This is a genomic window from Bifidobacterium sp. 7101, assembly GCF_000499285.1.
Classification (GTDB): Bacteria; Actinomycetota; Actinomycetes; order Actinomycetales; family Bifidobacteriaceae; genus Bombiscardovia; species Bombiscardovia apis_A.
In genome coordinates this window covers 72,620-86,163 of the sequence record NZ_AWUN01000001.1, presented here as the reverse complement: position 1 = coordinate 86,163, position 13,544 = coordinate 72,620, and the positions used below count along the sequence as shown (strand labels likewise).

Annotated in this window: 7 protein-coding genes; 1 reads left to right on the top strand and 6 read right to left on the bottom strand. The window is 62.6% G+C overall.

Going from position 1 to position 13,544, the window contains the following annotated elements; genetic code table 11:
- Positions 1–108: 108 nt before the first annotated feature.
- Positions 109–1,692: a glycoside hydrolase family 43 protein gene (locus P272_RS0100320; RefSeq protein ID WP_052323055.1), complete on the top strand. Its 1,584-nt coding sequence runs from the start codon at positions 109–111 to the stop codon at positions 1,690–1,692.
- A 5-nt stretch (positions 1,693–1,697) separates the two neighbouring features.
- On the opposite strand, the gene P272_RS0100315 is transcribed toward P272_RS0100320, so the two are convergent.
- From P272_RS0100315 to metG, 6 genes are all read right to left on the bottom strand, one after another.
- Positions 1,698–3,056: a glycoside hydrolase family 27 protein gene (locus P272_RS0100315; RefSeq protein WP_029677583.1), complete on the bottom strand. Its 1,359-nt coding sequence runs from the start codon at positions 3,054–3,056 to the stop codon at positions 1,698–1,700.
- Positions 3,057–3,107: 51 nt separating this feature from the next.
- Complete coding sequence (locus P272_RS0100310; RefSeq protein WP_029677582.1) at positions 3,108–4,175, bottom strand: glycoside hydrolase family 43 protein; 1,068 nt, start codon at positions 4,173–4,175, stop codon at positions 3,108–3,110.
- Between the two features lie 114 nt (positions 4,176–4,289).
- Positions 4,290–6,197 carry an ABC transporter ATP-binding protein gene (locus P272_RS0100305; protein WP_029677581.1) on the bottom strand — a complete coding sequence of 636 codons (1,908 nt, stop codon included), beginning with the start codon at positions 6,195–6,197 and terminating at the stop codon, positions 4,290–4,292.
- A gap of 29 nt (positions 6,198–6,226) precedes the next feature.
- On the bottom strand, positions 6,227–8,065 hold the full coding sequence (locus P272_RS0100300; RefSeq protein ID WP_029677580.1) for an ABC transporter ATP-binding protein: 1,839 nt from the start codon (positions 8,063–8,065) through the stop codon (positions 6,227–6,229).
- 226 nt (positions 8,066–8,291) lie between these two features.
- Positions 8,292–11,312 (bottom strand): HAD-IA family hydrolase, encoded by a 3,021-nt coding sequence (locus P272_RS0100295; RefSeq protein ID WP_052323054.1) that lies wholly within the window; start codon positions 11,310–11,312, stop codon positions 8,292–8,294.
- A gap of 226 nt (positions 11,313–11,538) precedes the next feature.
- Entirely contained in the window at positions 11,539–13,410 is a 1,872-nt protein-coding gene (gene metG, locus P272_RS0100290) for a methionine--tRNA ligase (protein WP_029677578.1), read from the bottom strand.
- Positions 13,411–13,544 lie beyond the last annotated feature (134 nt).

Genomic DNA, 13,544 nt, shown 5'->3' with positions numbered 1-13,544 from the left:
GGATGAGGCCGGGCTGTTCGCTCATCCAAACCGACTCCGCAAGGTCGGCCATACGTCGCGGGTCGTTATCGATGTCGATCGGGCTGCCTTCACGGAAAGCGAGGAACCATGAGAAGACCCAAACGCACCGGACGGGCCATGAAGGCCTTGACTGCCCTGACGGCGGGTCTGGCGATGCTGTTGACAGGGGCGTTGGCCGCCTGCTCGAGCCAGCAGCCGTCAGCCGGCGGAACAAAAACCGCCGCCACCCAGGAGCCCAAGCGCGTCTCGGTACACGATCCCTCCGTGGTTCGCTCCGGCAAGAACTACTATGTCTTCGGCTCGCATCGGGCCTATGCCCGCAGTACGGATCTGGTCAACTGGACCCCCTTCACCAACAACCTGAGCCGCGATTACAAGAAGATCTTTGCCAAGATATGGAAGGACTGGCCCAAGCAGTCCTCCAATCCGGATGTGACCGGCAACATGTGGGCGCCCGACGTCTACTACAACGCCACCATGAAGAAGTGGTGCATGTACCTGAGCCTGAACGGGGCCGAGCATCGTTCGGTCATCGTCCTGCTGACCGCCGACCGGGTGGACGGCGACTGGACTTACGTGGGGCCAGTGGTCTATTCCGGCTTCACCCGGGCCAATTACATGCGCACCGACGTTCCCAAGGTGCTGGGCTCGGACCCGGAGCTGGACCGCTATCAGTCCTACACGGATACGGGTATCAATGCGATTGATGCCTGTGTCAAGGATGACGGTCAGGGGGGCCTGTGGATGAGCTTCGGCTCCTGGTTCGGCGGCATCTGGATGATCCGCCTGGACCCCAATACCGGGCTGCGCGACTACTCCACCACCTACCCCACCCAGGCCAACCAGTCCGACGCCTACTACGGGCACAAACTCGCCGGAGGCTTCGGCAACTCAGGCGAAGGATCGGCGCTGCTGCACACCAACGGCCACTGGTACCTCTTCCTATCCTACGGCAAGCTGGTGCAGACCGGCGGCTACCAGATGCGGATGTTCCGCTCGGACTCCATCACCGGCCCCTATCTTGACCAGCGGGGCAACCCAGCCATCGCCACCAGCGGCGAGGCCGACAACTGGACCAGCGAGACAGGCATCCGTCTGATGGGTTCCTACCAGTGGAGCGGGGACAAGAAGGGCGACATCGAGGTCTCACAGGGCGGTAACACGGCCCTGCACGACAAGGACGGCCGGGACTATGTGGTCTACCACACCAGATTCTCCGACCGCAAGGAGGAGCATCAGATCCGGGTCCGGCAGCTGATGCCCACAGCAGACGGATGGCTGGTGGCCGCACCCTATGAATATCTAGGCACCAAGGCCGGCGGCCCTTACAGCGCCAAGGACGAGGCCGGCACCTATGAGCTGGTGGAGCATGATCCGACCATCTTCTTCAAGGGACCGCGCAAGGTGACCGACACTCACAGCACCCGATACAGGGGCGTGGTCAAGGCCGTGGACATCCGTCTGGAGCCCGGCGGCCAGGTGACCGGAGCGCGCCAGGGCCACTGGCAAGTCGACGACCAGGGACGGTTGTCCATGGACCTCCAGGAGGAAGACGGGACCGTGACCTACCATGGCGTCTTCGCCCGGTTGCCCAGGGACAAGGACCACCGCACGGTCATGACCTTCAGCGCCCTGGGCAACAACGTCTGCATCTGGGGCTCCAAGCGCTGATCGCCTCAGCGGGGATCCAGAGCCACCCAGACCACGCCGTGTGCAGGCACCAGGGCCACCAGATCCCGGTCGGCACCCTGTCCTTCCAGGCTGACCTGGGCGGACTCAGTGGCCCGGCCCCGCCACAGGTCGACCGGGGTCCAGGCCCTATCCGCCCTATCCAGACCCACCAGGGAGGATAGGGCCGTCCTGACCTGCCGGGGGCGATCCCCGGTCCAGAAGACAGCCGCATAGACCCCGCCGGCATGGGCCGAGGGGGTTCCGTCGGCCCAGTCGCTGGCCAGGGCCCTCCAGACGATCTCCTCGCCTAAGGTCTTCGTGCCTTGGCCATCCCCGCCCTCGACCGGCTCCCGGATGATCTCACCGTTGTCGGCCGAACCGGCGGTAACCTCCTCCAGGGCCGGGTTGTCCAGCAGCGACAGGGTGGCTTCATCACTGCTGGGAAGGTCGCCGCCCACCATCAACGGCGAGCGCCCCATGGCCCAAAGGGTCAGCATGGTGCGCTGCTCATCGGCCGTCAGAAGGCTGGACCGGTCCCCGCCCCGCTCGGCCCGCAGTCCGATATGCCCCAGGGGCAGCATGTCCGCATCGGCCCAGTGGCCTGTGCTCTGCAGAGGTGCCCAGCGGGCCAGACGGGCGAACTGGGCATAAAGGTCCTGCCAACGATCCCAAAGGTCGTCCGAAATCCGCCAGAGTTGGGCATGGTCCCGCATGAAACCAAGATGGGTGGTGGGCACCCGGGTGCCCGGGGACAGGGAGAGGATCATAGGATGGCCATGGGCCTGTTCGGCCTTGCTGATGGCCCGTGCGTAAGCCTCGATCTCCCGGTCCATGAAGGGGGCCTGCATGTCGTCCACCTTCAGGTAATCCACCCCCCAACGGGCGAACTGGTCGACCTGGGCGTCGTACCAGGCCTGGGCTCCCGGATGGGACTGGTCCAGACCGTAATTGTCGGGATTCCAGGCACAGACATGGGTGGTATCAGCCACCTGGGCGGCCGTATAGGAGGTGCCGAGGACGGGCAGATTCCGCTCGACCGCCAGCCTGGGGATACCCCGCATGACATGGATGCCGAACCGCAACCCCAGACCGTGAATCCGGGCGGCCAGAGGAGCGAACCCCCGGCCGCCGGCCGCCGACGGGAACCGGACCGGATCGGGCAGCTGTCTGCCATAGTCATCCAGGACCAGAGGAGCCTTGGCGTTGTAGCCATGGGCCCTGGCGGTTGGGTCATACCAGGCGATGTCTATGACGACCGTGTCCCAGCCCGCCGGGAGCAGTCTGTCGCGCATGACCTGCGCGTTGTTCAGCACCTCCTGCTCGGTGACGGTGGTCCCGTAGCTGTCCCAGCTGTTCCACCCCATGGGTGGTCTCCAGGCCTTGTCCATGTCTTGCTCCTTTCTCAGTCCTTTGGTTCAGTCCTCTTGCGCCAGAGGGCGCAGACGTTCGTATTCCTGTCGGGTCAGGGACAGGACCCCGCCGTGCTTGGTATGGGGGCGCAGGTGGAAGTCCTGCTCCCGGGCGTAGTCGAACCCGGCATCCGGATCATCACTGACCATGGGCCTGTAGCCCACGGAGGGGATCACATCCACCAGCAGGTACCAACGGTTCCGGGCATGGTCGGCATAGAGGGCTGGGCCCTCCACGCCCGAGGGGTTGCCATCGGCGCACCAGTCGGCACCGATCCGCTCCTGGATGGTGGTCCACCGGGCCTGCGGCAGCCACCAGCGGGGATCGTCGGTGCTGTCCAACCAGATACCCCGGCCAAAGCCGTTGTCCTTGGTGGCCCGGTAGGTGCGCAGGCCACCGCCGGGAAGGGGACGCTGGACCATGGTGGTGTCGATGGAATTGCGACCGGTATCGATAAGCACACCCCCATAGCGGAAATGCTCCTGGGTGAAGTCGGTGGTCGACCCCCAGAGCACCCGGTCGTAGGCCGACGGGTCGGCATGGTCAGGATCATCCTGGTCAAAGAGCTTGGATGACCAGTAGAGGACGAAAGCCCCCTGGCCCGACCCCTCGTAGTCAGGCACCCATAGGCACTCCGGCGCCCAGGCCATGCCCAGCGGGACCCTGCTGCCGTCCTGCCGCAAGGACACATCCAGCGGCCAGGGACCTGACCAATGAATCAGGTCGTCAGTGGACCAGATCATCAGCTTGGTGCTGCCATGGCGGGACCAGTGATCCCAACCGCTGCCCTGCGACTGATCGCCGCCGAACACCCGTAGATCGGTGGCCATGACATAGACCCGGCCGTTGCGCGGGTCACGTACCATGTAGGGATCCCGCAGACCGGTGGTGCCCAGGTGCGAGGTCAGCAGCGGCCTGCCCCCGTACAGCGGATCCCAGCTCAGAGGGTCGTCGCCTCGCGACAGGTCGAAGTAGAGGCGCTCGGCATACCCCTGGGGGTCTTCGATGAAGTGCACCATCAGATACCCGTAGGGGTCGGCTCCCTCGACGTCCTTGTGAACCGTATTGCTCAACGTCCGCTCCTTTGCCCTGGCTGCCGAATCTGTCGGCTTTGACTTGTCGTTACTTATTTTACAACGATGTAATACTGCTAGCTGAAGACCGGTACCGACACATAGGTCAGCCTGCTATTGGGCAGAGACAGCCGAATCCTGCCGAACCTGGTTGTCCTGTCCTGCATCATCGCCAGGCTGTGCCGATTGTGCCTGGTCGCCGTTGGCTGTACGGATCATGGCGTACTGGGACTCATGCAGCCGGTAGTAGGCGCCCTTCTTGGCCAGGAGCTCCTGGTGGGTGCCATGCTCCACGATCTGCCCATGATCGATATAGAAGATCTGGTCAGCATTCTCGATGGTGGACAACCGGTGGGCGATGACGAAGGAGGTCCGCCCCTTGAGCAGGTGGGCCAGTCCGGCCTGGAGGGCTTCCTCGGTGCGCGTGTCGATGCTGCTGGTCGCCTCGTCCAGGATCAGGATGCGGGGGTCGGCCAGCAGAACCCTGGCAAAGGCGATCAGCTGCCGCTGTCCTGCAGAGAGGGTGGATCCGCGCTCCTCGACCTTGGTATCGTAACCGTCGGGCAGCTCCATGATGAACTCGTGGGCATGGACGGCCTTGGCGGCCTCCTCGATCTGCTGGTCGGTGGCATCCAGACGGCCATAGCGGATGTTCTCGCGCACGTTACCGGTGAAGATGAAGGTGTCCTGAAGCATGACTCCCATCTGCCGGCGCAGGGAGGCCAGGGTCACGTCGCGCACGTCATGCCCGTCCACGCAGACGCTGCCCTCGGTCACGTCGTAGAAACGCGAGAGAAGGTTGACGATGGTGGTCTTCCCGGCGCCCGTGGGCCCCACCAGGGCGACCGTGCTGCCGGCCGGCACATGGAAGTCCACCAGGTTGAGGATGTTGCGGCCTCCGGGCTCGTACTTGAAGACCACGTCGTTGAAGTCCACCCTGCCCTTGACCGGGGGCAGCTCTATGGCCCCCGGGCGGTCCTCGATCTCCGGGCGGACGTCCAGGGTCTCGAAGATGCGCTCCAGGTATGCCGAGCAGGTGATCAGCTGGTTGTAGAAGTTGCCGATGTTGATGATGGGGTTCCAGAAGTTGTTGGCATAGCCGACGAAGGCGATCAGCATACCCGTGGTCACCTGCACGCCGCCCAGGCCGGTGATCCCCAGATAGTAGATCAGCGCGATGGTGATGGTGGAGATGTTCTGCACTCCTGGCCACATCAGGTACTGGATGTGCACGGCCCGCATCCAGGCGCTGCGAACCTGGCCCTGCTGCTCCTGGAAAGTATGGAACTGCTCGCGCTCCCTGACGAAGGTCTGCGTGGTCTTGACCCCGGCGATGGACTCATGGATGTAGGCGTTCAGGTTGCTCTGCTTGTTGGACAGACGCTGGTAGGCCCTCCGCTGGAAGCGCTGGAGGACCAGCACATAGAGGACCAGCAGGGGCATGAGGACCAGGGACCAGAGGGTCAGCCTCCAGTCGATGACGAACATGACCACCAGGGTCAGCAGGAAGGTGAAGATGTCCGCGATCACGTTGATCAGACCCGAGCTCAGGGTATCCGAGAGGGTGTTGACGTAGTTGACCACCCTGATCAGGATCTTACCGTGGGGCCGGGAATCGAAGTAGGAGAAAGGCAGGGTCTGTATATGGGTGAAGAGGTCCCGGCGCATGTCCTTGAGCATGAGCTGGCCCACCTGGGTGATGGCCACGGTCCGGTAGCGCAGGAGGAGCTCGTAGACCACGATGGCCAGCAGGAAGACCGCGCCCAGGGCGAAGAGCCGAACCGGGTCTTTGGATGGGATGACCGTATCGATCATGGTCTTGGTCATGTAGGGAATGGCCACGGCGATGGCGCTCATGGACAGGACCGCCGCCAGGATGATCACCCCCTGGCGCAGGTAGGGCTTCAGATAGGCCCCTATACGCTTGATGTCACCGAAGTCGATCTGCTCCTCCAGGTCCTCGTCCTCGCGGAAGGTGTTCCTGCGCGCGGTGCCCGTCGAACGTTGCTTTTGCTGCTTCATCGTCTCACCTTGTCAAGCCTGCTGATGTGTCAGAATCCCGCTGACTGTCCGGATTGCAGCCCCAGCTGCTTACGGTAGATCCGGTAGTAGCGGCCATGGGCGTGGACCAGATCCTCATGGGACCCGCGTTCTACGATTCTGCCGTGATCCAGGACCAGGATCAGGTCGGAATCCTTGATGGAGGAGATCCTGTGGGCGATGGTGACCATGGTCCTGGTGCCCTCCATCTCCTGCAGATGCCGCTGGATGGTGGCCTCGGTCTCCATATCGACGGCCGATGTGGTGTCGTCCATGATCAGGATGGCCGGGTCGTCGGCCAGAGCTCGGGCCAGACTGAGCCGCTGCTTCTGCCCGCCCGACAGGCCCACGCCGCGCTCGCCCACCACGGTGTCGTAGCCCTCGGGCATCCGGCTGATGAATGAGTCAGCGCCGGCCATGGAGGCCATGGTCCTGACGTACTGCTCGTCGTCGCGCTGGGCCCCGAAGGCGATGTTGTCGCCGATGGTGTCCGAGAAGAGGAAAGTGTCCTGGGCCACGATGTTGACCTGGCGCCGCAGCAGGTCCAGGGGCCACTGCCTGGCATCGATTCCGTCGATGAGCACATGTCCCACGGTGGGGTCGTAGAAGCGGGCCACCAGGCTGACCAGGGTGGACTTGCCCGAGCCGGTCTCCCCCAGTATGCCCAGCCGGGTGCCGGCCGCCACGTGGAAGTCGATGTCCTTGAGGATGGGGGTCTCCGGATCGTCGGGGAAGGCGAAGCTGACGTGGTCGAAGCGGATGTCCCCACGGATCCTCACCGGGTCCTCGGTCTGCTCGCCGTTGACCTTGGCACGGACCGTGGCCGCCTGGACTACGCCGGCCTGGGCGTTCTTGCGCTCGACGATCCTGGGCTCGGCCGTCAGCAGCCGACGGATCTTGACGCAGGAGGCGTTGAAGCGCTCCACGTCGTTGATCAGCCAGCCGGACTGGCGCACCGGGCCGTCAATCATCCACAGGAAGCTGTTGAAAGAGACCAGGGCGCCCAGGGTCATCTGCTGGCAGATGACCAACCAGCCGCCCAGAATCAGGGTGATCAGCTGGAGCATGTAGGAGCAGCCGTCCAGCCAGGGCATGTAGGTGCGGCTGTTGCGGGCGGAGTCCATATTGCGCTGCATGTAGTCATCGTTGTGCTGATCGAACTTCTCGGTCTCATAAGGCTCGCGAACGAAGGCCTTGACCACCCGGTTGCCCTCGATGTTCTCCTCGACCATGGAATTAAGGGATGCCAGCGAGTTGCGGATGGCGTAGAAGAGCGGGTGGGCGTGCTTGGAGAGCTGCCAGGTGAAGTAGAAGAGGAATGGGGTCACAGCCAGCAAGGCCAGGGCCAGCCGCCATTCGATGGTGAACATGACGGCCAGGGACCCGGCAAAGAGGCAGACAGCATCCAGGATGTTGTAGGAGACCCAGGAGACGAAGTGGCGGATGGCATCGGTGTCCGAGGTCATCCGGCTCATGATGTCGCCATTACGGGTGTGGTTGAAGTAGGTGAAGTCCATGTCGTGGAGCTTTTCGTACTCGTCGCTGACCAGTCGATAGATGGTGTTCTGGCCGAACCGCTCCATGAACATCTGATAGCCATAGCGGCAGATGCTACGACCAAGGGTGACGGCTATCATGGCGAAACAAAGCTTGGGCAGCCGATCCTCATGCCCCTGGCCAATGACCTGATCCACAATCATGCCTGCCAGAATGGGCATAAGCATGACCAGGACCTTATCCCCCGCAAAGAGCACGAGGGCGGCGGCGATTCTACCGGCGTCCGGCCTGCAGTAGGGGAGAATCCATCGAAGGTTGTTGCTGTGCTGATTCTTCGCAGAATCGACGTACATTGGAGGACACCCTCACGTTCCCTGTTGAGCTTCTCTGATCTGGTCTCTTCTCATTGCCGTGACCGTCCGGGAGTGTGACTGACCGATGATGACGCTCGGCTATGTTCTTCACCGCCGCAAGGCCGCGCGCGTCCGCCCTGGATTCGTCCAAGCGTGGCCTATTTTATTGGAGCCTCAACCAGATGCAACCCCGGCTCTCGGCGTGTCTAGACCTAGAATCCGGAGATCATATGCGACGTGGGTGCCCCTGGACCAGAAGGTCCAACTCAGGTCCTGACAAGCGTTTCAGATCGACACCGTCTGATGTTACGACAACCTGGAACCTGGTGCCCCGCACCTCTAGCTGGTAGGTCAGCGAGCGCCAGGATGAAGGCAGGTGGGGGTCGATGCTCAGCCCGGTCCCGCCGGTGTCCCGCAGGCCGCCGAAGCCGCAGACCAGGCTGGACCAGACGCCTCCGCAGGCGGCCAGATGGATACCATCGGTCGTATTGGCATGCAGATCGTCCACGTCCGTAAACAAGGACCGACGGAAGTACTGCATGGCCAACTGTTCATGCCCCACCTCGGCGGCGAGGATGGACTGGGAGGCTGCAGACAGGGTCGAATCCCCGGTGGTCAGTGGATCGTAGTAGTCGAAATCAGCCAGCTTCTGCTCCGGAGTGAACCAGGAGCTGAGCAGGTAGAGGGCCATGACCACGTCGGTCTGCTTGAGCACCTTGTGCCGGTAAATGACCAACGGATGGTAGTGCAGCAGCAGGGGCCTGGCCGTAAACCGGTCGAAGTGCCAGCGGGGGCGTTGCATGAACTGGGCATCCTGGGCATGGACCCCCTCCTGATCGTCGAAGGGGACGAACATGGCCTCAGCCGCACGAGACCACTTGGCGGCCTCATCGTCGTCGAAATGCAGCCTTTCACGTATGCCGCCGATCAGATCCGGGTGCTTCTCGCACAGGGACTGGTAGGCCTTGTAAGCGGCCAGAAGGTTGAACCGGGCCATCTGGTTGGTGTAAAGGTTGTCGTCAACCAGGACCGTATACTCGTCGGGGCCGGTCACACAGTGGATGTGGAAGCGGCCGTCCTCCTTGTACCGTCCCAGGCCCATCCAGAGACGGGCCGTCTCCACCAGGATGTCGATGCCCTCGGCCTGCAGGAAGTCTTCATCGCCGGTGACCTGCACATACTGGGCCACCGCGTAGGCGATGTCGGCATCGATGTGGTACTGGGCCGTGCCCGTGGGGAAATAGGCAGAGGCCTCCTCGCCGTCAATGGTCCTCCAGGGGAAGAGGGCACCGTTCAAATTGAGCGCGCAGGCCCTGCGCCTGGCCGCCGGCAGCATCAGGTAGCGATAGTGAAGGACTGCTCTTGCCCGGGCAGGGGCCGAATAAATCAGGAAGGGGAGAATGTAGATTTCAGTGTCCCAGAAGTAGTGGCCGCTGTAGCCGGATCCGCTCAGGCCCTTGGCGCCTACCCCGTTCTCGATCTGGGCCGTGGACTGGGCCAGCTGGAAGAGTTCCCAACGCACCATCTGCTGGGTGCGACCGCCATCGTCGGCCTGGATGCGGATATCCTGCCGCTGCCAGAATCTGTCCAGCCACTCGCGCTGACGCTGCTCCAGCTCATCCAGAGAAAGGGTGCTGACTTCCTCCAGCCGATCGCGGCAGTCCTCGACCAGATTCCTGGTCCCCTCGCCCCGGGTCTGCACAACCAGACCGTTGCCGCTGGTGCCGGCCGGAAGAATGGGGTGACTGCGGTAGACGGCGTAACGGACCAGACGGGTGGAACCGCCCTTGGGCACGTCCATGCGCCAGCCGGATCCCTCGACAGGCCGTCCGTCCCTGAACTGCCGGACGCCCAGGGCCAGGCTGAGCCGTGAATTATTGCAGCGATAGACCCTGCAATCCGCACTCAGCTCACCGTAGACCGCATTGTCCAGCACTTCATGGATTCCGCAGCCGTCCACAAAGGTCGACTTTCGGGGGTCACTGGAGTTGACATGGCGGGGGTTGTCGGCGTTGACCGGTCCCTCGACCACCACAGCCATGTCCTGGTCGGGCGACTCAACAGTCAGCGTGCAGACGCTCAGGCTGCGGTCATACAGGCAGACCATGCGGGTGAGCACGGTCTTCAGGTGGATGCCGTGGCCCAGATCGTACAGATTGGTGGTGGTCGCGATTCCGGTTCGGAAGTCCAGACGCTGAGTGGTCTTCTCCGGCCGACCCAAGGGCAGCCCCTCCACCTTGAGGGTGAAGTCCGAGGCATCGGGCACCCCCTGGATCAGCTGACCCACCTTGGCATATCCGTAGGCGCTTTCGGGATGGGCTATCCGGAAGGTGTCATGGAAGCCGCTCAGGAAAGTACCGTTGCCCAGGCAGCGTTCCCCGCCGCCTTCGCCCCTGACGCCGACAGAGCCGTTGGTGACTGAGAAAATCGTGGCGCTGACCGCGTCGGGCCGACCGACCTCGCTGAGCCCCCAGTCCTCCACAGGGAAGCGATCCTCATCCAGACTGGGGTCCTCCCTCTGCCCACGCTCGCTAGCATCATCGTCGATCAGTTCGATCAGCTGGTCCACCACCAGGTCCGCACCTGCCTTGAGCAGCTGCTCACGGCCGGCCCCCCTGTTCACGCCCACAACCAGGCCGAACCTGCCCGCATGACCGGCGGCCACGCCAGAGATGGCGTCCTCGACCACAACAGCATCCTCATTACGCAGTCCAAGCACCTTGGCCGCATAGGCGTAGGTGTCCGGAGCAGGCTTACCCTGAAGACCCATCTTGTCCTTGAGATTGCCGTCCACCACGGTATCGAAGTATCCGGCAATCCCGGCAGCCTGGAGGACCTGGGCCGTGTTGCGCGAACTGGACACCACAGCCAGACGCTTCTTGTCGGTGCGCAGGTGCCTGAGCAGATCCACCGTGTCCGGGTAGGGATCGATGCCCTTCTGCTTCAGCATCCGCTCAAAGGTCATGTTCTTGCGATTGCCGTATCCGCAGACGGTGTCCAGCTGCGGATCGTCGTCGGGGTTGCCCCAGTCCAGCTCGATGCCCCTGCTGCGCAACAGGGCGTCGACACCGTCATAGCGGGGCCGGCCATCCACGTAAGCGTAGTAGTCCTGCTCCGTGTAGGCTGGGACGTTCGCGGGCAGGACCTGATCGAACAACGCCTTCCAGGCGGCCTTGTGCAGGATGGTCGTGGGCACCAGCACCCCGTCCAGATCGAAGAGCACACAGGCGAATTGGGCAACCTTCATGGTTACTCATCCTATGAGTCTTCCATGACGAAAGAACCCGGCGGTTCGAAGAGCCGCCGGGCGAGAAGAGAGAGAAGAAGGGGTTCAGTTATCGGGGCCGCATGACCCCCATCGGCCAGTACCTCAACCGACAGAACAAATATAACCAGCGCTACCTTGGAGGAAGTGTCCGAAAACCTCAAAGTTCTCTGTGAATCACGAATACCGTCCCGGGCGCGTCGACTGTTTACTTGCCCTGGTCGCCCAGCTTGGCCTGCTCGGCCTCGAATCTGGCGCGCTCCTTGGCCTTGCGGCGGTCCAGCTGCTCCTGGAAGCGGTCCAGCTCCTCCTGCACGGCTTCCTTGGGAATGCGCGGGAAGATGGGTGTGGGCCGATCAATCGGCGTACCGTCCCTAAGGGGCTCACGAGCCCAAGGATGGACCGTCTCCCCCAGCCTATAGTCGCCGGTGATGATGGGATAGTGGAAGTCGGACCGGTCCAGGTCGTCAACCTCCTCGACATGGGGTAAGGGTGAGAAGGTGCCCTTGCCGCCCATGGTCTCCCAGACCCGTTGAGAGGCATGAGGCAGGAAGGGGGCCAGCATGATGTTGGCATCCAGCACGGCCTGGGCGGCGGTATGCAGGACAGCAGCCAATCGGTTCTGGTCATCCTTAATTTTCCAAGGCTCCTGGGCGGAGATGTACTTGTTGATGTCGCCAACCAGAGCCATGGCCTCGACCAGGGCGGCCTTCTGACGGTGATTCTCGATCAGAGACCCCACGGTATCGAAGGCCTGCAGGCTGCGGTCCAGCAGGGCGTTGTCCTCCTCGGTCAGCCAGTCCTCCTCGATGTGGGGGATGCTGCCGAAGTCCTTGTTGAGCAGGTTGGCCACGCGGTTGACCAAGTTGCCCCAGGAGGCGGCCAGCTCCTCGTTGTTGTGTCGGACGAACTCAGCCCAGGTGAAGTCCGAGTCCGAAGTCTCCGGCCCGGCGATGGAAATGTAGTAGCGGACTGCATCGACCGGATAGCGTGCCAGGATGTCCTTGACATAGATGACGATGCCCCTGGAGGAGCTGAACTTCTTGCCCTCCATGGTCATGAACTCGCTGGCCACCACCTGCTCAGGCAGGTTGAGTTTGCCGTAGGATCCCGGCTGTCCGCCCTTGGAACCCTGGCCGTTGTAGGCCAGAATCTCCGAGGGCCAGATCTGCGAATGGAAAGTGATGTTGTCCTTGCCCATGAAGTAGTAGCCCAGTGCCTTGGGGTCATTCCACCACTTGCGCCAGGCCTCGGGGTCGCCCTGACGGCGGGCCCACTCGATGGATGCCGACAGGTAGCCGATGACGGCATCGAACCAGACATAGAGCTTCTTGTTGGGGTCGTCGACCCAGCCGTCCACAGGTACGGGAATCCCCCAGTCGATGTCGCGCGTGATGGCCCGCGGCTTGACCTCCTTGAAGAGCCCCAGGGAGAAGTTGAGCACATTGCTGCGCCAGCCCTTGCGGGTCTTCAGCCAGGCCAGGTTGGCCTCGGCCAGAGCGGGAAGATCAAGGAAGAAGTGCTTTGACTCCTCAAACCGAGGGGTCTCCCCATTGATCTTGGACACAGGGTTGATCAGCTCGTCCGGATCCAGCTCGTTACCGCAGTTGTCGCATTGGTCGCCGCGAGCGCCGTCGGCGCCACAGATGGGGCAGGTACCCTCGATATAACGGTCCGGCAGGGTCCGGCCCGTGGAAGGCGATATGGCCACCTTCTGCTGGCCCTCATAGATATAGCCATTGGCCCGGCACTGGCGGAAAAGCTCCTGCACCACCTTCTCATGATTGCCGGTTGTGGTCCTGGTGAAAAGGTCATAGCTGAGCCCCAGATCGCACAGATCCTTGACGATGACCCGATTGTAACGGTCAGCGATCTCCTGAGGTCCCACACCTTCGGCGTCAGCCTCCACCAGGATGGGAGTGCCGTGCTCGTCAGTCCCCGAAACCATAAGGACATCATTGCCCTTCATGCGTTCGTAGCGTGCATAGACGTCCGAGGGAACACCGAACCCAGCGACGTGGCCAATGTGACGGGGCCCATTCGCGTAGGGCCAGGCGACGGAAACAAGGATATGACTCATATCAGCAAGATTATCGGCTCAGGCCTACAATCCCCCTGCTCGTCCACAGGACTGCCGCCGAGCAAGCGAATTATCCACAAATGCACAAATTTGGCTCTCCCTCAGGCAAACCCGGGAAGGACCATTTACAGTCG

Coding starts and splice junctions, on each gene's coding strand:
- P272_RS0100320 (WP_052323055.1), top strand. CDS start 109: ATGAGAAGACCCAAACGCACCGGACGGGCCATGAAGGCCTTGACTGCC.
- P272_RS0100315 (WP_029677583.1), bottom strand. CDS start 3,056: ATGGGGTGGAACAGCTGGGACAGCTACGGGACCACCGTCACCGAGCAG.
- P272_RS0100305 (WP_029677581.1), bottom strand. CDS start 6,197: ATGAAGCAGCAAAAGCAACGTTCGACGGGCACCGCGCGCAGGAACACC.
- P272_RS0100300 (WP_029677580.1), bottom strand. CDS start 8,065: ATGTACGTCGATTCTGCGAAGAATCAGCACAGCAACAACCTTCGATGG.
- P272_RS0100295 (WP_052323054.1), bottom strand. CDS start 11,312: ATGAAGGTTGCCCAATTCGCCTGTGTGCTCTTCGATCTGGACGGGGTG.
- metG (WP_029677578.1), bottom strand. CDS start 13,410: ATGAGTCATATCCTTGTTTCCGTCGCCTGGCCCTACGCGAATGGGCCC.